At 62.5% G+C, this 25,061-nt stretch carries 22 protein-coding genes and 1 tRNA gene; 12 read left to right on the forward strand and 11 right to left on the reverse strand.

Annotated features, from left to right (window positions below; all coding sequences use genetic code 11):
• Positions 1-131 precede the first annotated feature (131 nt).
• Complete coding sequence (locus BMX67_RS11200) at positions 132-1,250, forward strand: glycosyltransferase family 8 protein (protein ID WP_139206501.1); 1,119 nt, start codon at positions 132-134, stop codon at positions 1,248-1,250.
• 3 nt (positions 1,251-1,253) lie between these two features.
• On the opposite strand, the gene bhcR is transcribed toward BMX67_RS11200, so the two are convergent.
• A complete protein-coding gene (gene bhcR / locus BMX67_RS11205; RefSeq protein ID WP_090734947.1) occupies positions 1,254-2,054 on the reverse strand; it encodes an HTH-type transcriptional regulator BhcR in 801 nt (266 codons plus the stop codon).
• 368 nt (positions 2,055-2,422) lie between these two features.
• On the opposite strand from bhcR, the gene BMX67_RS11210 reads away from it, so the two are divergent.
• Entirely contained in the window at positions 2,423-3,889 is a 1,467-nt protein-coding gene (locus BMX67_RS11210) for a uracil-xanthine permease family protein (RefSeq protein WP_090734948.1), read from the forward strand.
• Positions 3,890-3,952: 63 nt separating this feature from the next.
• Here the strand turns inward: BMX67_RS11210 and uraH are convergent, their stop codons facing one another.
• Positions 3,953-4,306 carry a hydroxyisourate hydrolase gene (uraH, locus tag BMX67_RS11215; RefSeq protein WP_090735078.1) on the reverse strand — a complete coding sequence of 118 codons (354 nt, stop codon included), beginning with the start codon at positions 4,304-4,306 and terminating at the stop codon, positions 3,953-3,955.
• A gap of 255 nt (positions 4,307-4,561) precedes the next feature.
• Between uraH and phaR the strand changes: the two genes are divergently transcribed.
• Both phaR and BMX67_RS11225 read left to right on the forward strand, forming a co-directional pair.
• Positions 4,562-5,155 carry a polyhydroxyalkanoate synthesis repressor PhaR gene (gene phaR, locus BMX67_RS11220; protein ID WP_090734950.1) on the forward strand — a complete coding sequence of 198 codons (594 nt, stop codon included), beginning with the start codon at positions 4,562-4,564 and terminating at the stop codon, positions 5,153-5,155.
• A 40-nt stretch (positions 5,156-5,195) separates the two neighbouring features.
• Positions 5,196-5,285 (forward strand) — tRNA-Ser (locus BMX67_RS11225).
• Between the two features lie 270 nt (positions 5,286-5,555).
• Here BMX67_RS11225 and BMX67_RS11230 read toward each other — a convergent pair.
• From BMX67_RS11230 to BMX67_RS11270, 9 genes are all read right to left on the reverse strand, one after another.
• On the reverse strand, positions 5,556-6,488 hold the full coding sequence (locus BMX67_RS11230) for a hypothetical protein (RefSeq protein WP_090734952.1): 933 nt from the start codon (positions 6,486-6,488) through the stop codon (positions 5,556-5,558).
• Positions 6,488-8,182: an AAA family ATPase gene (locus BMX67_RS11235; RefSeq protein ID WP_090734954.1), complete on the reverse strand. Its 1,695-nt coding sequence runs from the start codon at positions 8,180-8,182 to the stop codon at positions 6,488-6,490. Before BMX67_RS11235 ends, BMX67_RS11230 begins: the two co-directional genes overlap by 1 nt.
• Before the next feature lie 9 nt (positions 8,183-8,191).
• A complete protein-coding gene (locus tag BMX67_RS11240) occupies positions 8,192-9,343 on the reverse strand; it encodes a restriction endonuclease subunit S (RefSeq protein WP_090734955.1) in 1,152 nt (383 codons plus the stop codon).
• Positions 9,340-10,863: a type I restriction-modification system subunit M gene (locus tag BMX67_RS11245; RefSeq protein ID WP_090734957.1), complete on the reverse strand. Its 1,524-nt coding sequence runs from the start codon at positions 10,861-10,863 to the stop codon at positions 9,340-9,342. Before BMX67_RS11245 ends, BMX67_RS11240 begins: the two co-directional genes overlap by 4 nt.
• The gene (locus tag BMX67_RS11250) at positions 10,864-14,259 is read right to left on the reverse strand and encodes a DEAD/DEAH box helicase family protein (protein ID WP_090734959.1); all 3,396 of its coding nucleotides are present in this window, start codon (positions 14,257-14,259) and stop codon (positions 10,864-10,866) included.
• Positions 14,256-15,113 (reverse strand): BrxR family helix-turn-helix transcriptional regulator, encoded by an 858-nt coding sequence (locus BMX67_RS11255; protein WP_090734960.1) that lies wholly within the window; start codon positions 15,111-15,113, stop codon positions 14,256-14,258. The genes BMX67_RS11250 and BMX67_RS11255 overlap by 4 nt, the downstream gene beginning before the upstream one ends.
• Positions 15,114-15,230: 117 nt before the next feature.
• Positions 15,231-15,629, reverse strand: coding sequence for a hypothetical protein (locus BMX67_RS11260; RefSeq protein WP_090734962.1), 399 nt, complete (start codon positions 15,627-15,629; stop codon positions 15,231-15,233).
• The gene (locus BMX67_RS11265; RefSeq protein WP_090734963.1) at positions 15,626-16,951 is read right to left on the reverse strand and encodes a recombinase family protein; all 1,326 of its coding nucleotides are present in this window, start codon (positions 16,949-16,951) and stop codon (positions 15,626-15,628) included. Before BMX67_RS11265 ends, BMX67_RS11260 begins: the two co-directional genes overlap by 4 nt.
• A complete protein-coding gene (locus BMX67_RS11270) occupies positions 16,948-17,403 on the reverse strand; it encodes a DUF2924 domain-containing protein (protein WP_090734965.1) in 456 nt (151 codons plus the stop codon). Before BMX67_RS11270 ends, BMX67_RS11265 begins: the two co-directional genes overlap by 4 nt.
• A gap of 391 nt (positions 17,404-17,794) precedes the next feature.
• Here BMX67_RS11270 and BMX67_RS11280 point away from each other — a divergent pair, with 391 nt between their 5' ends.
• From BMX67_RS11280 to BMX67_RS11315, 8 genes are all read left to right on the forward strand, one after another.
• A complete protein-coding gene (locus BMX67_RS11280; RefSeq protein WP_090734966.1) occupies positions 17,795-19,990 on the forward strand; it encodes a hypothetical protein in 2,196 nt (731 codons plus the stop codon).
• A gap of 84 nt (positions 19,991-20,074) precedes the next feature.
• Positions 20,075-20,320 (forward strand): hypothetical protein, encoded by a 246-nt coding sequence (locus BMX67_RS11285; protein ID WP_090734968.1) that lies wholly within the window; start codon positions 20,075-20,077, stop codon positions 20,318-20,320.
• A gap of 99 nt (positions 20,321-20,419) precedes the next feature.
• A complete protein-coding gene (locus BMX67_RS11290) occupies positions 20,420-21,142 on the forward strand; it encodes an RNA polymerase sigma factor (protein ID WP_090734970.1) in 723 nt (240 codons plus the stop codon).
• A gap of 84 nt (positions 21,143-21,226) precedes the next feature.
• A complete protein-coding gene (locus BMX67_RS11295) occupies positions 21,227-21,421 on the forward strand; it encodes a hypothetical protein (protein ID WP_090734972.1) in 195 nt (64 codons plus the stop codon).
• Between the two features lie 38 nt (positions 21,422-21,459).
• On the forward strand, positions 21,460-21,756 hold the full coding sequence (locus BMX67_RS11300) for a hypothetical protein (RefSeq protein ID WP_139206502.1): 297 nt from the start codon (positions 21,460-21,462) through the stop codon (positions 21,754-21,756).
• On the forward strand, positions 21,756-22,631 hold the full coding sequence (locus BMX67_RS11305) for an ATP-binding protein (RefSeq protein ID WP_090734976.1): 876 nt from the start codon (positions 21,756-21,758) through the stop codon (positions 22,629-22,631). Before BMX67_RS11300 ends, BMX67_RS11305 begins: the two co-directional genes overlap by 1 nt.
• A 102-nt stretch (positions 22,632-22,733) precedes the next feature.
• Positions 22,734-23,357: a hypothetical protein gene (locus BMX67_RS11310; RefSeq protein WP_090734977.1), complete on the forward strand. Its 624-nt coding sequence runs from the start codon at positions 22,734-22,736 to the stop codon at positions 23,355-23,357.
• 14 nt (positions 23,358-23,371) lie between these two features.
• Positions 23,372-25,060 (forward strand): DEAD/DEAH box helicase, encoded by a 1,689-nt coding sequence (locus tag BMX67_RS11315; RefSeq protein WP_090734979.1) that lies wholly within the window; start codon positions 23,372-23,374, stop codon positions 25,058-25,060.
• Position 25,061 lies beyond the last annotated feature (1 nt).

The following is a 25,061-nucleotide window of genomic DNA, read 5'->3' on the forward strand; positions in this document are numbered from 1 at the left end:
GCAGGAAACGCGGCGTCGGGCAAAGGCCCGGCGCCGTTTGCCGACGTTTCGCGGCGCGCGCGCAGGGCGTGCTTGCCCGCAGACGTCCAGGCACCTAAGACTGCCAAGACAGTCCACGCATAGGTGCCAGCTTGACCTTTTCGACGCCTTCTCTGGCCGCTATCTCAGGGCTTTATAGCCGCATTCCCAGCGGTTGGACGGCGGGTGTGGATCTTTATGCCCGCGCACGCGCCGGACGCCGCAGGCCGGGACGGCTGGATGTCATGACCTCGTATGGCGGTCGCGATCTGGATGTGGTGCAGGTGCTTTTGCAGTCCCTGTCCGAGACGCATGCGCAGGATCATATCATGTTCTGGCTGCTGGAACTGCGCGTGCCCGCCGTGGATATTCAGGCGCTGTCCCGGTTCTGCGATCAATTGCCCAATGTCACGCTGAACGTCATCAAGGTGGCGGATCGCGAGGCTTTCGACCAGCTGCGAAAGCTGGGCGGCAAGCCAGACAGCGCGCGCTTTCTGTGGCTTGCGGCGCATCGTCACCTGCCTGCCGATCTGGACCGCGTGATCTATCTGGATGCCCTGGACATTATCGTTGCCGATGATCTGATGCCGATGATGCACCATCCCTTCATGGGAAAATATCTTGTCGCCTGCCGCGAGCTGGTCCACCTGCCGCCCGTTCTGATCGGCCCGGCGCAGCGTGCCCATCAGCGTTGGGCGCCAGATGCGCTGATCCGGCAGGTTTCGCGCGGGATAATCAACAGTGGGTCAATCGTGGTCAATCTGGCTGCCATGCGCCGGGATGACGTGGATATGGCACAGTATCTGAAGGCCGCGGAATGGGCCAGCGGGCAGGGTCTGGGCTTTGGCGATCAGGGGCTGTTCTCACTGACCCATGGCAGCCATTATGTACGGGCCCATGACCGCTATAACCATCGTTTTTCCAGCGAGACCGATGGCCGGGCGCGGGCCGTGCGCCGCCCCGCAGTGATTCACTATGCCGGGCGCGTGCCCAAGCCCACCCGCTGGCACCTGACGCCCGAGCTGGAGCAGGCGATCAGCGACCATCTGGATCACCGCGGCGAATCCGAGCTGGTTCTGGGCAGCGTCACGCGTATCAGGCCGGCGGATTTCGCCTATTTCCGCAGGTGGTGGGACACCTGTGCGCGGACCCCCTGCCACGCGCGCATCGCCCCCCTTGCGACGGAACGCACGCTGCGCACGCTTGAAACGCTGGGCGTGCGGACCGGCTGACGGTCAGCCGCCCATCTTCTGGGTCAGATCGGCCGCCGCCGCAGCCACGACCGCGCCAAGCGTCTTGACATGTTCGGACCCGATCCGATGGGTCGGGCCGCTGACCGAAATGCCCGCCACCGCCTCGCCGGTCAGGTCGAAGACGGGTGCCGCGATACAGCGCATGCCGCGGGTCCGTTCCTCGTCATCAAAGGCAAAGCCACGGGCACGAATGCGGGCCACGTCGTCCCGCAATTCCTGCGGCTGGGTCAGTGTCTTGTCGGTAAAACGCTGCAATGGGGCCTGGGCCAGGGTCTGGTCCAGAGTTTGCGGCCGTCCGAAAGCCAGCAGTGCCTTGCCGATCCCCGAGGCATGCAGCGGGGAACGCGTGCCCGGCGGAAAGAAGGCGCGGATGGTTTCCTGTGTTTCGGCCTGACTGATGAACAGCACGCACTCGCCGTTCAGGATGCCCAGATTCGCGGTTTCGCCGGAATGTTCCATCAAGGCGCGCAGCACGGGGCGGGCGCGTTCGACGATCCCCGAGCGGCGCATGAACGCCGAGCCCAGCCGAAAGGCCGCCGGTCCGATCTGCCAGCTTTGGGTCGCAGGATCGCTTTCCACCACCCCGCGCGAGGCCAGCGTGTGCAGCACCCGGTGCACGGTCGAGGGTGATTGCTGCATCTTGTCGGCGACCTCGGACAGGGTCAGGCCGCTATGCCCGGCCAGCATGTCCAGAATATCCAGCGCGCGTTCCAGCGACTGAATCGTTCCTGCGCTGTCGGCGCCGCTGCGGGGGCGGCCACGGCGGCGGCTGGGCTGGGGCATCTGTCTTCTCCCTTTGGTTCGGTGCCGTTCTTGCGGATGTGGCGCCGCCGCGGCAAGCCGGAAAATGCTTTCAGGCGTCGGTTGAAGCAGCTTCAAATGCAAAGGCGATTGACCCGCGGACAGGTCTTGCAACGCCGCGCGATTGTGCCTGATTTCAGGTCACTACCATTTCATATAGGCGGCAGCATTGCCCGGTGCCGCGACGGATCAAGGGCCTCGCCGCGCTGTTGCCCCAGAACGACCTTGACAGATTTCGACTTTCGCACGGCATAATTGTGACAGGAAAAATCGACGCAAGTCATGACCCTAGACCGGGCAACAGAAGCCGCCAACCGGCCACCGCCCGCCTGACAACAGAGAGAATCCCCGTGAGCCATTCATCCCTCGGCACGCCCGCACAATTGCGCGATCCGAACTTCACTCCTCCGCTGTGGAAGGCGGTTCCATTGGGAATTCAGCATGTGCTGGCGATGTTCGTGTCGAATGTCACCCCCGCGATCATCCTTGCCGGTGCGGCGGGTTTTGGTTTCGGCTCGAACAGCCCGGATTTCCCGGAACTGTTGTATCTGATCCAGATGTCGATGCTGTTTGCCGGCATCGCGACGCTGTTTCAGACCATCACGCTTGGCCCGGTCGGCGCGGCGTTGCCGATCGTGCAGGGGACATCCTTCGCTTTCATCCCGATCATGATCCCGCTGGTGGCCGGAAAGGGCGTCGACGGTTTGGCTGCCTTGTTCGCCGGGGTGTTTCTGGGTGGGCTGTTTCACGCCCTGCTGGGAACTGTGATCGGCAAGATCCGCTTTGCCCTGCCGCCACTGGTCACGGGGCTTGTGGTCACGATGATCGGTCTGGCGCTGGTCAAGGTGGGTATCGAATATGCCGCAGGCGGGGTGCCCCTGAAGGCGCAGGGCTCGGAGGCTTATGGCGATCTGGCAAGCTGGTCGGTCGCGCTGCTGGTGATCGTTGTCACGCTGGGGCTGAAATTCTTTGCCCGTGGGATGCTGTCGATTTCAGCGGTGCTGATCGGGATTTTCGTCGGCTATGTCTATTGCATCCTTGTCGGCAAACTGCCGGTCGAGGCGATCTCGGGCAGCTGGCAGAACGCCGCCGCCTTCGCGCTGCCGACGCCGTTCAAATACGGGTTCGAGGTCTCGCTGGCGGCGGTCATCGGCTTCTGTCTGATGGCCTTCGTCTCGGCGGTGGAAACGGTCGGCGACGTGTCGGGCATCACCAAGGGCGGGGCAGGGCGCGAAGCCACCGACAAGGAAATCGCCGGGGCGACCTATGCCGATGGGGTCGGCACGGCCATTGCAGGGGCCTTTGGCGGCTTGCCCAACACCTCGTTCAGCCAGAATGTCGGCCTGATCGCCATGACCGGGGTGATGAGCCGCCATGTCGTGACCATCGGCGCGATCTTCTTGATCGTCTGTGGTCTGGTTCCCAAGATCGGCGGCGTGATCCGCACCATCCCGATCGAGGTGCTGGGCGGCGGCGTGATCGTGATGTTCGGGATGGTCGTCGCGTCAGGTATCTCGATGCTGTCGGATGTGACATGGAATCGCCGCAACATGGTGATCTTTGCCGTCGCGCTGTCCATCGGGCTGGGCCTGCAGCTTGAGGCGATGGGAACCGCGCCCGGCGGCGTCGATGCGTTGCAGCATCTGCCGGAAACGCTGCGCGTGCTGGGGGCTTCGGGGATCTTGCCCGCCGCCTTGATCGCGATCGTGCTGAACCTGCTGCTGCCCGAGGAACTGGCCGAGGAATCGACCGAAGAAGTCTCGGGCGGGTTGCAGGGGCACGGGGCCGGCCTGCGGCAAAAAGACGGCGGCCACTGATGTGACCGCCGCGATCCGAACCCGAAAGGCGGCCAGGCATTGGCCGCCTTTTGCATCTGTGGCCTAGCTGCCGCGATAGGTCGAATAGCCGAAGGGCGAAATCAGCAGCGGCACATGGTAGTGATCTTGCTGCGACATGCCAAAACGGATCGGGATCACGTCCAGAAACCGCGGGCTTTCGGGGGCGACGCCGGTTGTGTCCATCCACTTTCCGGCGTGGAATTCCAGTTCATAGCAACCGGTTGCGAACTCGCCCTCGGGCAGGATCTGGCGATCGGTGCGCCCGTCTTCATTCGTGTGCAGGCGCGCAAGTTCGTGCCGCTGATCGCCGACAAGACGATACAGCACGACCTCCATCCCCTGCGCGGGTGTGCCCCGCGCCGTGTCCAGAACATGGGTGGTCAGATAGCCCGGCATGGTCAGCCCCTTTGTCATTCACGCTGGCCCCTTGATAACCGATCCCTGCCGCAAAGTGAGCGGGCGACAGCGATAGGCAGTCTATTGAAAATCAGAATAATCGAACCGGATTTCACGGATCTGCCGCAAATGCGTGTGTGGCCCCGTCATCCGGCATCGCAAAGGGCGGGCAAATCACGGATGCGGATTTTTTCCTTTGCGTTTTCTTGGTTTGGGTCCCATCATCTGCGTCAATGAACTGCAAAAGGGGCCCCGATGGCCACGGAAAATGCGCCGCTTCTGATCAAGCGCTACGCGAGCAGGCGGCTCTATAATACGGAAACCAGCGACTATGTGACGCTGGAGGATATTTCGACCTTCATCCGCGACGGGCGAGAGGTCAAGATCGTCGATCTGAAATCGGGCGACGATCTGACGCGGCAATACCTGCTGCAAATCGTGGCCGAGCATGAAAGCCGCGGCGAGAATGTCTTGCCGATCGACGTGCTGACCGATCTGGTGCGAAGCTATACCACCAGTGCGAATTCGGTCGTGCCGCAATTTTTGGCCGCCAGCTTCGAGATGCTGCGCAACAGCCAGTCGAAGCTGATGGAAAACATGGCCTCGATGCCGAACCCGATGTCCAATGTTCCGGGCTTCGAGGCGATGCAGCGACAGCAACAGATGTTCCTGCGCGCCATGATGGGCGGCTGGCGCGGCACCGGATCTGGTCCCGAATTCGAAGGTGAAGAGGGGGCCGATCAGCCCGCAGCCACACCTGCGTCGCAAGAGCCCTCGACCGAGGCGCAGGACATGGAGGAAATCCGCCGTCAGCTTGCGGAATTGCAACAAAGGATTTCCAAGCTCTGACCTTGCGGTTCCCGCAGGCACAGGCTAGACCAACGCAGACGGAGCGGTGGCCGAGTGGTCGAAGGCGCACGCCTGGAAAGTGTGTAGGCGGGAAACCGTCTCGAGGGTTCGAATCCCTCTCGCTCCGCCACTTGCCCTCGCGAAAGCGTTCTCCCGATCCGGCTGCGGCCGGATTTTTCCGTTGTTTTCGAGGGTTATGCGGGAGGGGCTGAGCACCGAAGCCAAGGGCACGTGGCCCGAAAGGGGTCTCTCAGGGCCGATCTTCTCCGGACCTCATGACTGCATGAATTTGGTGAATAGCTTTCAAGCATCTGGAATAGCGAAGTTTTTCCGAGACCAGTGCTGGACACTTCGACGCCGGTGGCATTCGCAAGATGGAACATAAATCGAACTAGTACCATCAGAACAGTTCGGTACTTCCGTCGTCGCGGATGCGCACAGCCGATCCAGCACGAGCATAAGCCGTTGATCCGTCTGCAAACCGCCTCCGGATCCCCTGAGAGTGTTCGAAATTCAGCAGGGTGAATGCAGCGGACTCCGTGGGACCATCCGCCGATAGACCTGCGCCGATCATTATCCCGCCAAGGTCTGTCAGAACGAAGCGGTCGTGGAAGTCTTCACCTCCTCGTATCTGCGACCATGCATAGAGCTCCAAACAATAGCCGGGTGGTAGCAGTCCCTTAACTTGAGCGGCTCCGTCTCGGGCGAGGAGCGCAGGCGGGGGACGAGAATTGTGATCACGGAAGTGGATTCTGATCGCCTTGGACGACCCAAAACCACCGGCAAGCCGAGCAAGCAGGCAGACCAGTGGAGCGAGATAGTTGCCCTCCGTTGGTCGAAGGTCGAAAAACGGGTCGACGATATCGACCTCCTTGGACACCGCAGTGATGGTGTAAAGGGCGCCGGCAATTTCATCTGCCGTCCTGATCACGTCACAACTGGTCACTGCTCCAAAGAGCGGATGCCCATCTGAGCAATCGTCTGGCTGCATGGCCTCGGCGCAGGCCGTCCTGCCAGCGTCGCATATGATCGCCTTGAAGGGTCGATTGGCGTGTTCGCGTAGGGCGTTGCCTAACCAGTCCGCATCGTGGTCATAGGTGCGGTTGAAATCGACGACCTTGTGCTTCGAGTCGCGCAAACGTTCGACAATGTCAGTCATTCGAACGTCGGGAACGCCGGCTTCTCGTGCTGCCTGTATGACCTTCCTTTCCCATTTTGCTGGGAGGCGAGAGATTAGCCGACCCTTGTCAGCACCGAAGCGATCGATCAGGTCCTTGAAGGTTCGCCAGTCCGAGCCGATGGCTGCAGGCTCTACCGCGTATTCCGACAGCATCAGAACAGTTCCTCGGCCCGTTCCGCGAAGAAGCCGTGCGGCCATCGGTCTACGAAATCACCGTCTGGGCTCACGCGAAGGGGCCGGAAGCGCACACCCTCAACCGAAGACTCGACGTAGATCACGGAAAGGTCGTTGGGCGTCAGTCCGAGCACGCCGGGCGGCACCTCACCCTCGGTCTGCTCCCGCACGCGGCGAAGAAGCCGCAGCATGATGTGCTCGCTGTGTGTCTCAATGAGCAGGGTCTTTCCGGAGGTAAGCTTGTCCTCGTCGCCAGTCGCGGCCTTGATGAACAGGTCGCCCATGCCAACCTGGATGGCGGGATGAACATGAAGCTCCGGCTGTTCGATCCCGAGAACGCCGTCCTGCTTCCGCAATGAAGCGACGATCACCGGGACCATCTGCGAGATGCCGACGCCCACGTCGCCCGGTGCAACCAGGATACCCTTCTCGAAGTCCCGCAGTGCGATCTCTGTTCGCGTAGCGAGGCTGAGGTAAAGCTCCTGCAACTCGCCGATGTCGTCGTCGTTGAGGCCGCGCTCAAACATCTGGTGCATGGCGCTGGGGACCGGGATTTCTTTGAATTCCACCCGCTCCAGCCGGTATGTGGTTCTCAGCCGCTCTTCTCCGGAGAGCCAGGCGTTGACCTCGTCCATGAGATCGCCGCGACGGTCGTTGTAGAGCAGATCCCAAGCAGCCAGACCATGCGCCCAGCGAGCCTCATCCGGCGTCACCTGCGGGCGATAGCTGCGGGTCGGGATATCGCGCAGCGGGCCAATATAGGTCATCTGCATCAGGTGATCGCGGACAAGCCGAGCCGGGCCGAGGATCATTTCGGAGAGAAGCGCCCGTAGGCCGTTGACGCGCGGCGTCCGCTCTTCCAGCTCGGCCTTCCTCACGTCCGGGTCGCGGATATCGAGGATGAGGTCGCGATCCAGCGGAGGCAGTGCGCCCTGCTCGGTGCCAACGGCGATGCGCAGTTGGTCATCGGGCGTGTCTGGCGTCGAACGGTCGGCGGCGGCTTCGCGTGCGAGCGACCAGATCTCGTCCTCGAGTGGGGATCCCATGGAGAGGTCTTCATCGCCGTCCTCGGGCATATCGTCCGGAAGCACGGCGCGCCGCAGGAGCGGGTGGGCAAAGTTGAAGTCGGTCAGCTGTGCCCGGCCCTCTATAGGGGGCGAAACGATGGCTGCGAGAGGTTCGCCGTCCAACTCGATCGCGAGACGCGAGACGTAAGCCGCCTGCTCGAGCGCGCTCCAGCGGATGTCGACTTCAAGGCCGACGTCCTGGACGATGGCGTAGTCGCGATAATCGTCGCTTTCGCCAATCAGGTAACGGACGGGGAGTTCGCCGAACTCGGCATCTCCCATCGAGAGACCGGCGTTCAGCGGCAGGATGTCGGAGCCCTGTTCATCCGAGAGGTCAAGAACGACCTTTAGGATCACGGGGCGGTCGAGCTCGTGGTTGTGGACAAGCGTTGCGAAGCCTCCCAGGTCGATGAGCCCGCCAGCGATCGTCCGATCGGGATCAACGTTTCCGCGTTCGAGGATTTCGCGCAGATAGTGCAGCGCCTGAAGGATCGTGCTCTTACCTGCGCTGTTTGGGCCGAAGAGCAATGTAATGGGCCGCAGGTCAATCCTCTGCCGCACCCCGATGCCTTTGAAGTTCTCAATCTCGATCCGGGTGAAACGCATGACCGACCCTCAAAGCTCACCACGAAAAGCGCTCGTGATGAGCGAGTCGAAAAATGCGTTGCAATCTCTCTGTGACTCTTCCAAGCGCCCGCCAAGCGACGTCGTTCGCGAAAAGAAGTTCCCAAAATCACGCTGCTCCTCGGGAGACGGTTTAAGAAATTTGATCTCTTGGAACTTCCCCTTGCTCACCATTCCCTTCATCGAGTTGGTCGAAGCAGCCTGAACAAGGCTCTTCGAGACAAGGAACTGACAATAGAGGAAGAAGGGATCAGTCTCGTGGCCTGGGATCACAGCGTTAATTTGCTGGTTGAATGCGACTTCTCTGTCGGCCAACGCGGCATTTCCTATCACACTAGGGCTCCCAGCGATGCACGTCACAAGAGTGGAGCCAGCTGGAGCTGTCCGACCAATTTTTCGCCCGACTTCGCTGAGCCACTCCTCTGCGGGCGTCAAAAAATGGCTCGGAGTATTGATGTTGTCAGATTTAATCCACTCAATATTTTTGCCAAAGTTCGATGGGTTCTTTCGCGGCGGGGTGTTTCCCGTGACTACTTTCCCAAATTCTTTGATCGGCGCGGTCGGCAGTTTCTTGGGATTTGTTGCGGCATTTCCGAATCTGGAAACGAACTCTGACACAATCAATTCATGCAGAGACTGAAGCGAAAGTGAGCGTTTCCGCTTTACATTATCTGCCTTGTCCAGGATTGCTGCTAAGCGTTTCTGCTGCCCAATATCCGGGATGCTTGGAAGCAGAATTTCCCTAAGCCCTGAAAGTGTAAGCGCTTTTTGGGTTGCGCCGGTGCAACGTTTGTCCTTTTCGAATTGAAATTGGGGGCTTCTTAGGAACCAGAAAAGGAATCTGGAATCCAGAACATCTCGCTTCGCGCGGAGATTGAAGAAGCCAGTTGAAAAAATGGCGCTTTCGGTCCTACAGTTCACATGCACCACTTTGTCGGTCGCTTGCATCTTTGCAAACAGAACATCATTTTGCTGTGCAACCAAGTTTGCACGAGATGGGCGACCATCGAACGTTACCTCTGTCCCGTCTAGGAGGTCAGATCCGTTGACGTCTGCAGTAGCAAAGTACTGCTTTGTGCCAGCGAACTCAGCTGGTCCGCTCGCTACGGCATCCGCAACGTCAAGAATGGGGACACTCTTCATACTAGCAGCGCCTCGATATCAGAAATTTCTGACGCAATTTCTTCGTTCAGTTTGATGATTCGATCGAGGATTAACTGCGGTGCCTCACGCTCCTCCTCTTCATGCGGCCTGTCAAAGTACCGTTTGAACGATAGGTCATAGCCGTTCTGGCGAATTTCGTCTGCAGGCACGAAGAAAGCCTGCGAGCTTCGATCCCCATCAACTTGAGGATCACGAGACCGCCAGCGGGCGAGGCAGTCCGGCAGATCATTCTCTGCTACCGGTTCCCTTTTGTCGTCGAGGGATAGACCATCGGCCTTGAGGTCATAGAAGAATACATTGTCGGTCCGCCCACCTTTGGTGAAGACCAAGATGCCGGTGGACACGCCTGCATATGGCTTGAACACGCCGCTGGGCAGCGAAATCACGGCCTCCAGCTGGTTCTGGTCCACCAGGAGCTGACGCAGCTGACGATGCGCGCCAGAGGAGCCGAACAAGACACCGTCGGGCACGATGGTCGCTGACCGGCCGCCGGTGTTCAGCATACGTAGGATCAGCGCGATAAAGAGCAGCTCGGTCTTCTTCGTCTTGACCTGACGGAGGAGTCCCGAGTGCACATCCTCGAAATCGAGGCTGCCCTTGAAGGGCGGGTTGGCGAGGATGACGTCGAAACCCTCGCTCGCCTGCCTCGGAAACTTGTCCGTGAAGCCGGTGCTCAGCGTGTCCTGATAGTGGATGTCAGGATCGTCGACACCGTGCAGCATGAGGTTCATCGCCGCGATCCGCAGCATGGTGGCGTCGAAGTCGAAGCCATGGAACATGCTGCTTCGGATGTGCTCACGTTGGTCCTCGAGCAGGTCGCCGGTGAAGATCTTCTCGACCGCGCCGGTCTCGGGGTCCTTCTCCTCGATCACCGCCTCGGGCGAGGTATAGGTCTCGAGCAGATACTCCATGACGCTCACGAGGAAGCCGCCGGTGCCGCAGGCGGGATCGCCGATCACGTCGGTCGGCTTGGGCTCCAGCATGTCGACCATCAATCGAATGATGTGCCGCGGCGTGCGGAACTGCCCGTTGATGCCGGCCGTGGTCAGCTTGCTGAGCAGGTACTCGTAGAGGTCGCCCTTCGTGTCGCCCTCAGTCAGCGGCAGTTCGTGGATCATGTTCACGGCCTTCACCAGAAGTCCGGGCTTCTGGATCATCAGCTGCGCGTCCTTCATGAACTCGGCGAAGGCCGTGCCGCTGGCGACAGTGGTGCGGAAGTGCGGGAAAACCTTGTCGCGCACGAGGGGAAGCATCCGCTCGGATCCCAGGTGCCGGAACTGCGACCAGCGCAGGTGCTGCTCGTCCTCCTTGAAGCGGCGCTGGAAAGGTTTGCCCGTCCGCTTCTGGCGGTTCTCGTCCCGCGCCTCGTTGATGTCGAGGAGGCGCGCGTACATCAGGAACGTGATCTGCTCGATCACCGTCAGCGGGTTGGTTATCCCGCCCTGCCAGAATTCCGTCCAGAGCGCGTCGACGCGCCGCTTGAGCTCACCCGTGACCATTTATGATTTCCTCTCGTTCGGGTTGTCGTCCGGGCGCTCCTCGGCCAGAGGGCCGAAGGAGCGCACGATGTTGATGAGATCGGTGAGGTCGGCCTCGTCCTCGAACACGCCGTCCGGTCCGTCGGCGTCGACCACAGTGAAAGGATCGTCGTAGAGCCGCTCGACCTCGATGGTGCCGTACCGCGCGATGTGGTTTTGAAGCAGTGCGAGGAAGCGTGTCTGCTTCGCGCTCAGCTTTGGATGCTTCTGGACGAAGGCGGTGAACTTCTCTCGCACCGCCTCGGGATCCATCCCGACGATCATCCGGATAGCGAGATAGAGCGGACCAGCGGTCTCGCTGAAGAACTCCTCAAGGTGCTCGCGCCGCACGTCCGGGTGCTGCGTCAGAATGAGCGACACGAGCGAGTCGATTTCGCGGTCGGACACGGCCTCGCCGGCGCGGATCTTCTTGAGGACCGGGTTGGTCTCGAAGTGCTTTTTGAGCTCCGCTTCGACGATCTGCTGGTAGGCTTTCATGTCGACAGATTTCAGGCTTGCCGAGCGACGAGCGTACTGCATCTGCCCGGCATCCTCGGTAATATCGACCACCTTCGGGGGAATGCCCTTCGAGCCACCCCTGGCGCGATGATGCATGATCTCACGAAGCTGGAGGCGTGCATCCTCCAGATCAGCGACCGTTACATCCTGCCAGAAGACATCAGACTTCACGCGCTTGATGACTTCGGCCTTCTCGCGCACCGGGTTCAAGTGCATCTGGAGAGATGCCAGGCGGTCAAGGAGTTCGATCTTCAGATCGGAAATCTCACCCGAGCCACGAAGCACCGCAATCTGCATGCGCGCGATAAGTAGGTCGAGTGCAAGGGCGTCACCAAAGCCACGAATGTTTCGCCATTGCATCAACGGGGCGATCTCTTGGCGCAGCCTGGCGACCGTCGCTGGGGCAAATGCCTTTAATACCTCAGGACGAGATAGCGCGCGCTTCTCCTTCCATTTCTCCCGAACCGCGATGGATTCTTCCGGCAGGGCATTCATGTCTTGCTCCACCAGCTTGATGACAGCGTCGAAGGCCGCGATTTCGCTTTTCTGAAGGGCGATCTCCGCAACGTTCAGCCGCTCCTCGAAGACCAACTGAGCAAGCGGCTTGCCCTGCGTGGGCTCGGCAGGGCGATAGCCCATCTCGAAGCGAGCAAAATTGCCCCAATGGTCGAAGATGCGGAACACGGTCTTGTGCTGGCCGAGGCCGAACAGGTCCGGACAGAGACGCGTGCCTCGGCCAATCATTTGCCAGAACTTCACTGGCGATTTGACGGGCCTCGCGAAAACCAGGTTCACGATCTCCGGGATGTCGATCCCGGTATCGAGCATGTCGACCGAGATCGCGATGGTCAGATCGTTGTTGGTACCTTCGCCCTTGAAATCGTCGATCAACTGCTCGGCACGCGGATCGTAGTTGTCGATCACCTGGCAGAACTTGCCGGCGTACTGCGGATACATTTCATCGAAGAGCTGACGCATCAGCATCGCATGCTGATGGTTGCGTGCAAAAATGATGCTCTTTCCTAGGATTTGTCCGGTCGCATCCTTGATCCCGTTTTCCATCAGGTTTCGGAGGATCGCGCGGTTGGTGTCCTTGTTGTAGATGACCTTGTCGATCTGCTCTGACGAGAAGTCATACTGCGCCGGGTCCTCCCCCTGGTCTTCGAGCTCCTGGATCTGCTGCGGCGACAGGCCATCGAGGGTGATGCCGTCGCGGAGAAACTGCGTCGTGTGCTCATAGACCTCGAATGGGGTCAGGTAGCCTTCCTGAACCGCCTGTTCGAGATCGTAATTCGACGTGGGAAGCTGCCCTTCGCACCCAAAGAGGCGGAAGGTGCTCCTCGTAACGAAGTCGACCGGCGTCGCGGTAAGCCCCACCTGATGACAGTCGAAATAGTGAAAGATGTCTCCGTAGACGTTGTAGATGCTTCGATGAGATTCATCCGCGATGATGAGGTCGAAGAAGCCAGGGTCAAAAGACTGGAAGACCTTTTGCATCGCGGGGTAGGTCGCAAGGAAGACGCGCTCACTGGCGTTCGTCCTCACGCGTGATGTGATGATCCGCGTGGGCTCCGAAAGGAAATCGTTGAAGGCGTTCTTGGCCTGCTTCCTGAGTTCTTTGCGATCGCAGAGGAAGAGGACCCGCTTGACCCAACCGGCTTTGATCAGAAGGTCCGTCAACGCGATCGCAACGCGTGTCTTGCCTGTACCAGTGGCCTGAACCACCAGCGCCCGACGGTGCTTCTGTGAGAACCGCTCAGAAACTCTTTTGATCGCTTCGAGCTGGTACAGCCGATCCACGATCTGATCGCTGATCGCGACTGTGTCGAGGGGCTGTTTGTTGTGCCGCTGGTAGTTGGCCAGATGCTGAAGGCTGTCCTTGGAGTAGAAGCCATAGAGCTTCCGCGGAGGAAAGTCCTGCGCGTCGTCCCAAATCCAGATGTCAAAGCCGTTCGTGTAGAAGATGACCGGGCGGTGCCCATACCGCTTTTCAAGGCTATCGGCATAGAGTTTCGCTTGATGCCGACCAAGCTCGGCATCGGTCGAGGTCTTCTTCGCCTCGATCACGGCCAGCGGGTTCCCGTTGTCATCCCACAGCACGTAATCGGCGTAGCCGATGCCCGTAGCCGTAGGTTGTCCGTCGACCTCGACTTCCTTGCCCACTTGGGTCGTGTTCTTGACGCCTTCTGCGATATCCCAGCCGACGCTCGCCAACATGCTATCGATGAGGCGCGTTCGGGTTTCTGCCTCGCTGAACTGAAGTTCATCGGCCGCTGCCTGTGCCGAGCTTGCTAGCTGCTTGAGCTCAGCCGCTTTCTTCTGGGCGGCGGTTGCTTTCGAGCGCGCTTCTTCGAGCTCCGAAAGCAGCGCGTCCATCTGCGCTTCCTGCGCCGCCAGTTTTTCGAGGACCTGGCGCCGTTCCCGCTCCTCAACCTGACCGGGAATGGCCGGCTGCTGGAAGACGGGAAGTTGGTCTGCTTTCGCTTTCCCATACCGAACACACATCCAGCGAGCGAGATCGTGTGCCTCCTTGAGCAGCCATAGCGCGTGTTGGCTCCTTACAGGTTCGCCATGCGCGGCTTTGTTGCCGTGCATCCGCAAAGCGTGGAGTTTGTCGAGCACAACCTTCGGCGTGATTGCAATGAAGGCGTCGTTCTTCAAGAGATCGACGAATGTGGGCAAGTCAGGCTTTGGCAGCCGGAGCTCGCGGTAGATATCCTTCGTCAGATTTTCTGCGAAGAGCCGAAGCTTGACGAGTGCGCTGGCAGGATCAGCGTGAGCATATGCTTCTGCAAAGGCGCCAAGACCTGCAAGTTCAGGCCAGCCGTCACGAAGGATCTCGAAATTGACAGACTTCATGCCATTGCCTCCGCGAGCGCGGCGTCAAAGGCAGCGCGGTTGGCGACCACGACCGGGACTTCGTGGGGGTTGTCCAGCTTGTCTGCGACATCTAAACGGAGACGCTTCAGGAAGTAGTAGAGCAGCGCCTTTCGCACCATGACTTCGGTGCGCCCGTTCGTCATTTCATAATCTTGAGCGATGATCGATCGCTGGCTCTCGCTCAGGGCTGGATTCGGTGCGAGCGCCACCACGAAGCGATCATGCCAAAGCTTGTCGTCATTCGCGGACGCGCCGGATAGTCCTTGCTTTCGGGTCTTCATGCATCGCGAGAGGATGAAGTCCTTGAACTTGTGGTCGATGTGACAGAAGGCACGGATATGCCAGCGCAGTCCGTCATTGCCGAGAGCGTGGGGAGAAATCCGCCTCCACTCGGGGCTGGGCTTCTTGGCACTCATCGACTGGTAGAAGACCTCGATGGAATGGCCTTCTCTAATGGCCTTGAGCACATCGCGAAGGACGTCGGCCTCCACGCGCCGGTGTGGGATAGGCAGGGCATCATGCTCGGGCGCCGATGCAAGCCAGGCTTCGGTTACACCAGACGCTCCTCCGTTAGTCTCGCGCAGATGCGCGAGGTACGTGGATGCATTGGGCTGCATGAAAACAGGCTTGAAATCGTCCGCCGCTTTGTAGCGCTTGGCGCTCTTGTCGTAGATCAGATTTCCCGGTGCCTTCTCCTCGTAGAGTGTCAGGTCCTTTGAGGCCTGGGGCACGGACACGCCGAACTGGTCCACGATGTCGGCACGGTTGATCCCCCCCTCCCAAAAGAGGCGGAATTCAATGAACTCCAACCGTTTTTCGACACCCCAGCGCATTGCAGGTCCTCGTTGAGCAGGTGGGACGAGAGCGCCCACCAGAATCGTTTGATGATGGGTATATAAACTATACGAATTTTGGCGATCAACCCCTCGCGTGAACTTTTCAGGTGGAGTTCAAGCGTCGGTGTCGACCTGAAGGCGCTGAAGCTGCTCGTTCCACGCTGCAGGACAAGGTTCCAGCACGCGCGCCAGCGTCAACTCCGGCCCCTGCTTCCCATCCAGGATAGCCTCAACGATGTCGGGCGCGAGAAGTGTCAGGCGCAGGACGCGGGTCATGTAGGAGGGCGCGATGCCCTCCCGCTCGGCCAGTTCGGCGATGGTAGCGTACTCACCCGACTCCAGCATCCGTTTCCAGCGGAACGCGCGTGCCAGCGCCTTGACGAGCGTGTTGTCCGTTCGCCGCGGTTGCGCGGCACCCTCCGGCAACTGCATCTCCTTCCGCCCGCCGCGCTTCACGATGCGGAACGGGACGTGGAGTGTCACGGTGTTGGGGACTGGCGCGCCGCGTGTCACGCAGCTTCTCCAATTCCACCTACCAGCATCTCGCGTGCTAGACCGCCGAGGCCGTCGACGCGCAGCCGGACGTTCAACCCGTTTGTGCCGATGTCGACGCGCTCGACCAGCAATGTCACGATGCGTGCCTGCTCGGCGGGGAAGAGTTCGTCCCACAGCGGATCGAGCTGCTGCAAGGCCATGCGAGCGTTGGCTTCGGTGATGTCGTCGGCGTGGGTACGCGCTGCCTTCCATGTCCCTGCAACAATCTCCGGCTGGCGGAAGACGGCCTGCAACTGATCAATGACGGCCGCCTCGATCTCGCCTGCGGGCACGCGGCCGACCGAGCAAGATCCAGCGCCGTGCTTCAGCACCGTCTGGCTGACGTAGTAGCGGTAGAGCCTGTCGCCCTTGCGCGTGTGCGTCGGCGAGAAGGCCGCGCCATCTGGCCCGTATAGCAGCCCCTTCAGCAGCGCCGGCGTCTCGGCGCGTGTGCGGGCCGCGCGTTTGCGCGGGCTTTCCTGCAGGATCGCGTGCACCCGGTCCCACGTCTCGCGATCGATGATCGCGTCATGCTCGCCGGGATAGCTGTCGCCCTTGTGGACCGCCTCGCCGATGTATGCGCGGTTACTGAGCATCCGGTAGATGTATTTCTTGTCGATGCGGTTGCCGCGCGGCGTCCGAATGCCGCGCGCACCGACCTCGCGCGCCAGTTCCGTGCAGGAGCCGATCTCGAGGAAGCGGGCGAAGATCCAACGCACATGCGCGGCGGCCTCTTCGTCAATGACCAGCTTCCGGTTCTCGACGCGATAGCCGTAGGGCGGGACGCCGCCCATCCACATACCCTTCTTGCGGCTGGCGGCGACCTTGTCGCGGATGCGCTCGGCAGTCACCTCGCGCTCGAACTGGGCGAAGCTGAGCAGGATGTTCAGCGTCAGCCGCCCCATCGACGTGGTGGTGTTGAACGACTGCGTGACCGAGACGAACGTCACGCCGTTCCGGTCGAACACCTCGACCAGCTTGGCGAAGTCGGCGAGCGACCGGCTGAGGCGGTCGATCTTGTAGACCACGACCACGTCGACCAGCCCGTCCTCGATGTCCTCCAGCAGCCGCTTCAGGCCGGGCCGTTCCAGCGTGCCGCCCGAGATGCCGCCGTCGTCATACTGATCGCGGACCAGCACCCAGCCCTCGGACCGCTGGCTGGCGATGTATGCCTCGCAGGCCTCCCGCTGGACGTGGAGCGAGTTGAACTCCTGCTCCAGTCCTTCCTCGGAGGATTTCCGGGTGTAGACGGCACACCGCAGCTTGCGGACGACCTTCGATTTTTCCGGCGACTTCGTCATGTCCGCCCCCTGTGGTTCTTCAGCCCGAAGAAGGTCCACCCATTCCAGCGCGTGCCGGTGATGGCGCGCGCGATGGCGGACAGCGACTTGTACGGCCGACCTTGCCACTCGAAGCCGTCGGTCGTGACGGTGACGACCTGCTCGACACCCTGCCATTCGCGCAGCAGCCGCGTGCCGGTGATCGGGCGGTCGCGGTCGAGACGTATGCCGCGCTTCTTCTTTTCGCCGCCGTCGAGTTCCTCGCCCAGCCGCTCCAGCCGCCGGATCGTCTCGGGCTTCAACCCGCCATAGGCCAGTTCCTGGATGCGGTAAGCCAAGCGGCTTTCCAGGTAGCGCCGGTTGAACGGCGGCGGCTCGCTGTCGAAAAGCTCGCGCCACTGGCTCTTCAGGTCGGGCGTCGGCGTGGTCTTCAGCGCGGCGAGGCGCGCGGGGATGGGATCGGGCTTGTTCATGCGTTTCTCCGTTGAGTTGGAGTTGCATGACGGCATTGGTCGGGCGGATAGTGTAGGCAACTTTCTCCAGTATCGTCAGATACTTCGCCCTTCTCCCGCATGCGCAACCGAACAAGCCCGAGCGCCAACAGGCCGCAGAGCTCGGCGCGGCGCTCGGCGGGCGTCATGTGGTCGGGAGGGAGCGGGTTCGGGCGTTTCATGTCTCGGTGGCTATGCTCGGTGGTGTCGTTACCGATCAAAAGCCACCCAGCCGCCCGGGACAGGACATCTCAGACGAACGGAATGCAGAAATGCGAACAGGGAGAGAACATCAGGGCTTGCCGATCACGGATATGTCCATGATTATCGTGGGTTGAATCAATCGAGAGCAGTTGTTCATTGAGGTGAGTTCATGGCGCGGAGGAAGAGCGAATTCGGACCGAACCTCGGGAGTATCCTTCAGGGCGCCCCCGCTGCGCTGGTCCGGCAGTTTCTCGCCAGCTTCAAACGGCCCGACGACACTCTTCTCGCTCCCCCCGAAATCACTGAGGGCACGACCGATGATCAGGGCAAGGCAGCGCTGAGTGCGTACCTGCGTTCGGAGGACAAGGAAATCATCGGGCTACTTGAGGGCATCGCTGGCGCTCTGCTCGACATGGGCCAGGACAAGGGAGCGACCTCACTCGAAACGGTTGCGGGCCAACGGCTGCAGAATGTCGACTACGACCAGTATGAGTCCCAGCCTGACCTGCTGTGTAAGAGCATCTGGATGCGCACGGTCTTCCCGATGCACTTCCACGACGCCCAGAGCTTCTATGCCGCGCGGCGCTATCGAGAACGGCGGACGTACTACACATGCTGCGAAGTGGACTTCGACCACGCTTCTGTTGCCGACACAGACGGAATTCCTGACGAGAAGCTCTGTGACGCTGTTCAGGAAGCTCTGGGACTGAAGGGCAAGGTCACCGCGTCCGTCCTCGAATTGCCCGAGACCGCCAACTATCCGCCGTCCTTCATGGTCGCCCTGCGCCATCCCGGGCCCCTGTCGAGTATCGACAATCATCGCGAGGAAGGGGGCTGGACCGTCCATTACTACAGGCCCTCGCATGAGGCTGTCCTGATCTACACACCCCAGCTGAAGAAAATCGAGGTCGCGTCTGCCAGCAGCGACGTTCGCGAAAAGACCTCTAAGGTCTTCGCGGAGGTCGTTCTAGGGCGCCCGCCGTCGGCCAAGCCGTTGACCCGCCGGGAATTCAACCTCGAACGCTTCAGGTCTTCCTTCGATCTGGATTGTCCGGATCTCGAGGACGTCGAGATCACGATGGCGGCGGTAGTCGAGGCCGAGGTCCGCCTCGGCTCGTGGGGCCGAAGACTGAATATCAAGGTGACCATAAAGGACAAGATGGAGGACGTTGTCCGGAAATACGTCTCCAATTCAGCCAACCTAATCCGGAGTTTCGGCTTCACAAAAATCGCCATCGCAATTGGTTACACCCGTCGATCGGACGGAAAGGAGGGAACCTTCCGGGTCTCGATCTCGGATGGCAGCAGTTCGGACGTGCAGAGCATGCGCGATCCGTTCCTTCGGGACCTCGGGTTCCGACTGCTCGAACACTGGGGTCTTACGCAGAACCTGCGGACACTCACCGATCAGGAACGGGCGCAGTGGTTCGGCTTTCTGCTGTCGCTGTACGACCTGCCCGGCGACACTGTCGCAGGTTCTTTCTTCAACTCCGCGGGCGTCGATCCAGCGCGCCTGGTCAGTGCGAGATTGATTGCCCGCAAAGGGCGGCAGGTGATTGGGCTCGCCGAGGATGACGATGAGGTTGTCGAAGTTGAGCAGCAAACGGGTCCGGAGCCAGGGACGGTTCGACAAACCGGTTCCTTTGGGGAGGCGGACGGATTGCGTCTTGACACCAATGCGATCGAGTACGGGATTGATCGAGCATGGCTCGCCGAAACCATCCTCAAGGCGATAGCTGGCTCTCTCGGCATCAGGAACATCGAAACCATCAATGAGTTCCTCGTCTCGCTTGGGTCGATGGCACTGGGTGAGCGAAAGGTCCCGCTTTACCTCGCGCGCCGCCTTGCCGATCTGAAAGCCCGCGAGAGTGTGGAGACTACGCTTCGGTCGCGGCATACAGCGGGTCCCGGTCTCGTACTCGCCGTTTCCGATGAGCCGCCGCAATTCCTCGGGCCGAACGTCGTTATCGCGCTGCGCGACCTGCTGCTGAACGACGGAAGCCTCGGCGATCTGGACCGAGAGGAAATGGCCCGGCGCTTCGAGGCAAACCGAACGCTGGCGACCTCTGCGCAAGTCGCTCAGGTTGTGCGACACACGCCTCGCTCTGCGACGCTCATCATCCCTGGTCTCGAGCCGCTCCCGCTCGACGGCGCGGGCCAGATCCAACTCTTCGAAAGCCTTGTTGAAGCGGCGACCGATGGCACAGGCCAGCGGCTGACCAAGGTCCTGATGGACGGGATGGGGTCCGACAATCCCAGACAGCTGTTCTCTTCCGGCGCATGGGCGAAGGCGCATCCGACTTACATCCGGCACGGCTCAAGCAATCGCTATTGGCGTCTCGGCGAGGCGACCGACACCGCGTGATCTAGAGTTCATCTAGGGTTTCGGGCGGGACGGTCTAACAAACCGCTGATTATTGGAAGGGCTCCACATCAGAGGAGCACTTCCATGCCGACTCCCTTTCCCTTGCGCCAGGCAGCCCCGACGAGCTGGGCCGGCGCCGCGACGACCAAACCCACCACCACCAACTCGGAATGGCGCTGCACGCGCTGTGAAAAGCTGCTCGGCGTCTGCCGGGACGGCCGCATGCACCTGCGCTTCGCGCGGGGGCACGAGTATCTCGTGGGCTTCCCGGTTCAGGCCACCTGCCGCGGCTGCGGCACGCTGAACAACGCGACCGCACCCGCGCGCTGAGGCGCACATTCACCCAACCCCCTGAAATCGCAGAGACGCGCGACGTCCTGACCTGGCCACGAGAAGGCGCCGGACGCCTGGCCGCAAGGCAGGCGTCCGATGTCCTTCGCGTGGCACGAGATCCGTGATCACCTCATGCATTCATCCACGAACCTTCACTTCCAGCGCAGTTTCGACGCCGTCCGGCGTGCGCAGACCGCCCTCGCACCGTTCCGGGATCCGGCGGCCCTGCTGGACGGGCTGCACCGCACGCCCGGCGATCCGGCCCGAAAGAACGTGATCCTCTCCGCGCTGGTCGGGGCGGCTCAGGGCGACGGGCCCGCGTCCGACTGCGCCCTGACGCTGCTGTTGCTGGCGCTCTGGCCCGGCCTCGACGCCATACGACGCCGGTCGCTCTGGCGCAGGCTCGGCAGCGCCGACGAAGTCGCGTCCGACGTACTGGCGCGCACCACCGAGGCTGTCCGCGGACTCGACCTCGGCCGCGTCAACTGGATCGCGGCCACGGTGCTGCGCAACGTCGAGCGCGACATGATCCGCGTGCGCCAGCGCGACCAGGCACGCGAACAGCTCGCCAGCGGCGCCGACCCCGACGAGGTGGCGGACAGCGGCGACAGCGGGATCGGCGCGGACGGGTACGCACGGCTGAACGGCGCCGTGCGGAAGCTGCTCGGCGATGACGCCCTGCTGGTGATCCGCGTGGCGATCGAGGGTTTCTCGCAAGCCGAGGCGGGAGCCGAACTGGGCCTGACCGAGGCCGCAGCCCGCAAGCGGTACCAACGCGCGATGCGCCGCCTGCACGACGCCCTCCAGGAAATCCCCTGAGCCGATGTCCCGATCCGGCGCCGCTGGTGGCTTTTCCCATTCGAGCGCCCCGAGCGCCTTCCCTCCAACCGAAAGCAGACACGCATGAACCGCACTGCCGATCTGTCGCTCGAGGATTTCAGGCGTCTTCCGGGGCTCTATCGCCGCTGGGAGCTGACCGAGGTCTGCGAGCCCAACCGCAACTATCAGATCGAGGACGCCGGCACCCACGCCGACGGGACGCCGCTCCTGGCGATCTACGTCGCCGAGCCCGCGCCCGACGTCCGCGAGGCCGCCTGATGCGCCTCCTCGATCACCTCATCCCACGGAGAACCGCCATGCCGGACCAGCCGGACGACATCACCCGTCTTCGCGCGGCGAGCTACGCCCTCGAAGACCTCCCCGAAACCATCGCCTTCCCGCAACGCCCCGGTGACGAGCCGCGCGAGCCGCTGCCGGTCGCCGAGGCGACCGTCGACGAGATCGCCTTCGCGATCGTGGAGGCGGAGCGCGAGAGCACGGCCGCCTACCGACGCGCCGATGCGCTGAAGCGGCTCTACAAGCTCGCCCGCGAGGCGGGGTGCATCGGCGCCGATCGCGCCGCCACGGCGGTGATGAAGAAGGAGGGCCAGTGATGGCCCTTCCCATCATCGGCGCCGACGAACGGCTCGCGCAACGCAAGGGCATCAAGGGCGTCATCTTCGGCCGGTCCGGCATCGGTAAGACCAGCCTGCTCTGGACGCTGAACGCCTCGACAACGCTCTTCCTCGATCTCGAGGCTGGCGACCTGGCGGTCGAGGGGCTGGAGATCGACACGCTCCGGCCCCGCACCTGGAAGGAATGCCGCGACTTCGCGGTGTTCATCGGCGGGCCGAACCCGGCGCTGCGCGAGGACCAGCCCTACAGCCAGGCGCATTTCGACGAGGTCTGCGGGCGCTACGGCGACTCGGCGGTGATCGGGAAATACGAGACCGTCTTCATCGACTCGATCACCGTGGCCGGGCGGCTCTGCTTCCAGTGGTGCCGTGGGCAGCCCGAAGCGTTCTCCGAGAAGACCGGCAAGCCCGACATCCGCGGCGCCTACGGTCTGCATGGCCGCGAGATGATCGGCTGGCTGACCCACCTGCAGCACACGCGCGGCAAGCATGTCTGGTTCGTCGGCATCCTCGACGAGCGGCTCGACGACTTCAATCGCAAGGTCTTCCAGCCGCAGATCGACGGCTCGAAGACCGGGCTCGAGCTGCCCGGCATCGTCGACCAGGTCATCACCATGGCCGACATCCCGGACCCCGGCGGCCAGCCGCAGCGCACTTTCGTCTGCCAGACACTGAACCCCTGGGGCTATCCGGCCAAGGATCGCTCCGGTCGCCTCGACAGGGTCGAGGCCCCGCATCTCGGACGGCTGATGGAGAAGATCCAGCGCCCCGCGGCGCCTGCCTCCGAACGTCTGACCTGGCCGCCGGTGACCCCGGCCGATCCCGCGCCCGCGCAGGAGCCCGGCCATGGCTGAGCGCATCTCGCCATGCCCGGTGTCCCGATCCGGTCGCCGGGGTGGCTTTCCCCTTCTGACGCCGCTGCGCGTCCCATCCTGCAACAGATAAGGAGCCGCGCAATGTCCGGACCCTGGAACGACTTCAACTCCGCCCAATCCAACACCAACGTCATCCCCAAGGGCACGCTCGCCAAGGTGCGCCTGACGCTCCGCCCCGGCGGCTTCGACGACCCCTCGCAGGGCTGGACCGGCGGCTGGGCGCGCCGCGCCGCCACCGGCGCCGTCTATCTCGACGCCGAATACACGGTGGTCGAGGGTCCCTATGCCCGGCGCAAGGTCTGGTCGCTGATTGGCCTCTACAGCCCCAAGGGCCCCGACTGGGCGAACATGGGGCGCGGCCTGATCCGCGGCATCCTCAACTCGGCGCGCGGCGTGTCCGACAAGGACAACTCGCCCGAGGCGCAGGCGCGCCGCCGCATCAACGGCTTCGGCGATCTCGACGGGGTCGAGTTCATCGCCCGCATCGACATCGGCACCGACACCAACGGCGAGGACAAGAACGAGATCCGCGCTGCTGTCACCCCCGATCACCGCGACTACGCCGCGCTGATGGGCACGGCCGCGCCGCAGTTCACTGCCGCCCCGGCGCAGGGCCACGCCCCGCAGCAGCCCGCCACGGCCACCCAGCCCAGTCAGCCCGCGTCCGCCCCCGGCGCCGCCGGGCGGCCGAGCTGGGCGCAGTAAGGGGGAGACCGATCATGCGCCTGCGCCCCCGCCAGAAGACCTTCGTCGAGCGCAGCGTGGCTGCGCTCGCCTCCCGCGGCAACACGCTGGGCGTGGCGCCCACCGGTGCGGGCAAGACCATCATGCTCTCGGCGGTCACCGGCGAGATGATCGGCGACGGCGCCAAGGCTTGCGTGCTGGCCCATCGCGACGAGCTGACGGCGCAGAACCGCGCCAAGTTCCAGCGCGTGGTGCCTGGCGTCGCCACCTCCGTCATCGACGCCACGGAGAAGTCATGGGGCGGCCAGGTCGCCTTCGCCATGGTGCCGACGCTGGCGCGCGCCTCTAACCTCGCCGACATGCCGCGTCTCGACCTGCTGGTTGTCGACGAGGCGCACCATTCCGTCGCCGATAGCTATCGCCGTATCATCGACCGGGTGCGCGAAGCCAATCCCGACGCCCGCATCTTCGGGGTCACGGCGACGCCGAACCGTGGCGACAGGAAGAGCCTGCGCGAGGTTTTCGACAATGTCGCCGATCAGGTGCGGCTGGGCGAGTTGATCGCCTCGGGCCATCTGGTGCCGCCGCGCACCTTCGTCATCGACGTGGGTGTGCAGGACGAGCTCCGCTCGGTCCGCAAGACGATGTCGGATTTCGACATGGCGGAGGTGGCGGGCATCATGGACCGCGCCCCCGTCACCGACGAGGTGATCCGCCACTGGAAGGAGAAGGCAGGCGACCGGCAGACCGTGGTGTTCTGCTCCACCGTCGCGCACGCCGAACACGTCACTGAGGCGTTCAGGGCAGCGGGCGTTTCCGCCGCGCTGATCCACGGCGATCTGGCGGCCGAGACCCGCAAGGCGATCCTATCCGACTACGCCGCGGGGGACATCCGCGTCGTGGTCAACGTGGCGGTGCTGACCGAGGGCTGGGACCATCCGCCCACCTCCTGCGTCGTGCTGCTGCGGCCCAGCTCCTACAAGTCCACGATGATCCAGATGGTCGGGCGCGGCCTGCGCACCGTCGACCCCGAGGAACATCCCGGAATCGTCAAGACCGACTGCATCGTGCTGGATTTCGGCACCTCGAGCCTGATCCACGGCACGCTGGAACAGGATGTCGATCTCGACGGCAAGACCGAAACCGGCGCGGCGCCGACAAAGACCTGTCCTGCCTGCGAGGCGGAGATCCCGCTGGCTGCCACAGAATGCCCGCTCTGCGGTGAGGCGTTCCCCCGCGAGGATCTGGATGCGGGCGAAGGCGGGGACGCCGCGCCGCTCTCGGGCTTCATGATGACGGAGATCGACCTGCTGAAGCGGTCCAGCTTCGCGTGGGTCGACCTCTACGGCACCGACGATGCGCTAATGGCAACAGGCTTCGCGGCCTGGGGCGGCATCTTCTGGCTGGATGGGGTCTGGTACGCCATCGGCGGGGCGAAGGGCGAACGCCCTCACCTGTTGGGTGTCGGCGAGCGCACGGTCTGCCTCGCGCAGGCAGACGACTGGCTGAACACCCACGAGACCGACGAGAGCGCCTTCAAGACCCGGTCCTGGCTGCGCCAGCCGCCGACCGAGAAGCAGCTGCAGTACCTGCCGCCCGAGTGCCGGCATGACTTCGGCCTGACGCGCTACCGCGCCTCCGCGCTGATGACCTTCGGCTTCAACAAGCGCGCTATCCGCCAGTTGATCGACAACTCGGCCAGCCCCGAACGGAGGGCGGCATGAT

The sequence above is a fragment of the Paracoccus homiensis genome (genome assembly GCF_900111675.1).
Taxonomy (GTDB): Bacteria; Pseudomonadota; Alphaproteobacteria; order Rhodobacterales; family Rhodobacteraceae; genus Paracoccus; species Paracoccus homiensis.

Coding starts and splice junctions, on each gene's coding strand:
- bhcR (WP_090734947.1), bottom strand. CDS start 2,054: ATGCCCCAGCCCAGCCGCCGCCGTGGCCGCCCCCGCAGCGGCGCCGAC.
- uraH (WP_090735078.1), bottom strand. CDS start 4,306: ATGCCGGGCTATCTGACCACCCATGTTCTGGACACGGCGCGGGGCACA.
- phaR (WP_090734950.1), top strand. CDS start 4,562: ATGGCCACGGAAAATGCGCCGCTTCTGATCAAGCGCTACGCGAGCAGG.
- BMX67_RS11230 (WP_090734952.1), bottom strand. CDS start 6,488: ATGCTGTCGGAATACGCGGTAGAGCCTGCAGCCATCGGCTCGGACTGG.
- BMX67_RS11235 (WP_090734954.1), bottom strand. CDS start 8,182: ATGCGTTTCACCCGGATCGAGATTGAGAACTTCAAAGGCATCGGGGTG.
- BMX67_RS11240 (WP_090734955.1), bottom strand. CDS start 9,343: ATGAAGAGTGTCCCCATTCTTGACGTTGCGGATGCCGTAGCGAGCGGA.
- BMX67_RS11245 (WP_090734957.1), bottom strand. CDS start 10,863: ATGGTCACGGGTGAGCTCAAGCGGCGCGTCGACGCGCTCTGGACGGAA.
- BMX67_RS11250 (WP_090734959.1), bottom strand. CDS start 14,259: ATGAAGTCTGTCAATTTCGAGATCCTTCGTGACGGCTGGCCTGAACTT.
- BMX67_RS11255 (WP_090734960.1), bottom strand. CDS start 15,113: ATGCGCTGGGGTGTCGAAAAACGGTTGGAGTTCATTGAATTCCGCCTC.
- BMX67_RS11265 (WP_090734963.1), bottom strand. CDS start 16,951: ATGACGAAGTCGCCGGAAAAATCGAAGGTCGTCCGCAAGCTGCGGTGT.
- BMX67_RS11270 (WP_090734965.1), bottom strand. CDS start 17,403: ATGAACAAGCCCGATCCCATCCCCGCGCGCCTCGCCGCGCTGAAGACC.
- BMX67_RS11280 (WP_090734966.1), top strand. CDS start 17,795: ATGGCGCGGAGGAAGAGCGAATTCGGACCGAACCTCGGGAGTATCCTT.
- BMX67_RS11285 (WP_090734968.1), top strand. CDS start 20,075: ATGCCGACTCCCTTTCCCTTGCGCCAGGCAGCCCCGACGAGCTGGGCC.
- BMX67_RS11290 (WP_090734970.1), top strand. CDS start 20,420: ATGTCCTTCGCGTGGCACGAGATCCGTGATCACCTCATGCATTCATCC.
- BMX67_RS11295 (WP_090734972.1), top strand. CDS start 21,227: ATGAACCGCACTGCCGATCTGTCGCTCGAGGATTTCAGGCGTCTTCCG.
- BMX67_RS11300 (WP_139206502.1), top strand. CDS start 21,460: ATGCCGGACCAGCCGGACGACATCACCCGTCTTCGCGCGGCGAGCTAC.
- BMX67_RS11305 (WP_090734976.1), top strand. CDS start 21,756: ATGGCCCTTCCCATCATCGGCGCCGACGAACGGCTCGCGCAACGCAAG.
- BMX67_RS11310 (WP_090734977.1), top strand. CDS start 22,734: ATGTCCGGACCCTGGAACGACTTCAACTCCGCCCAATCCAACACCAAC.
- BMX67_RS11315 (WP_090734979.1), top strand. CDS start 23,372: ATGCGCCTGCGCCCCCGCCAGAAGACCTTCGTCGAGCGCAGCGTGGCT.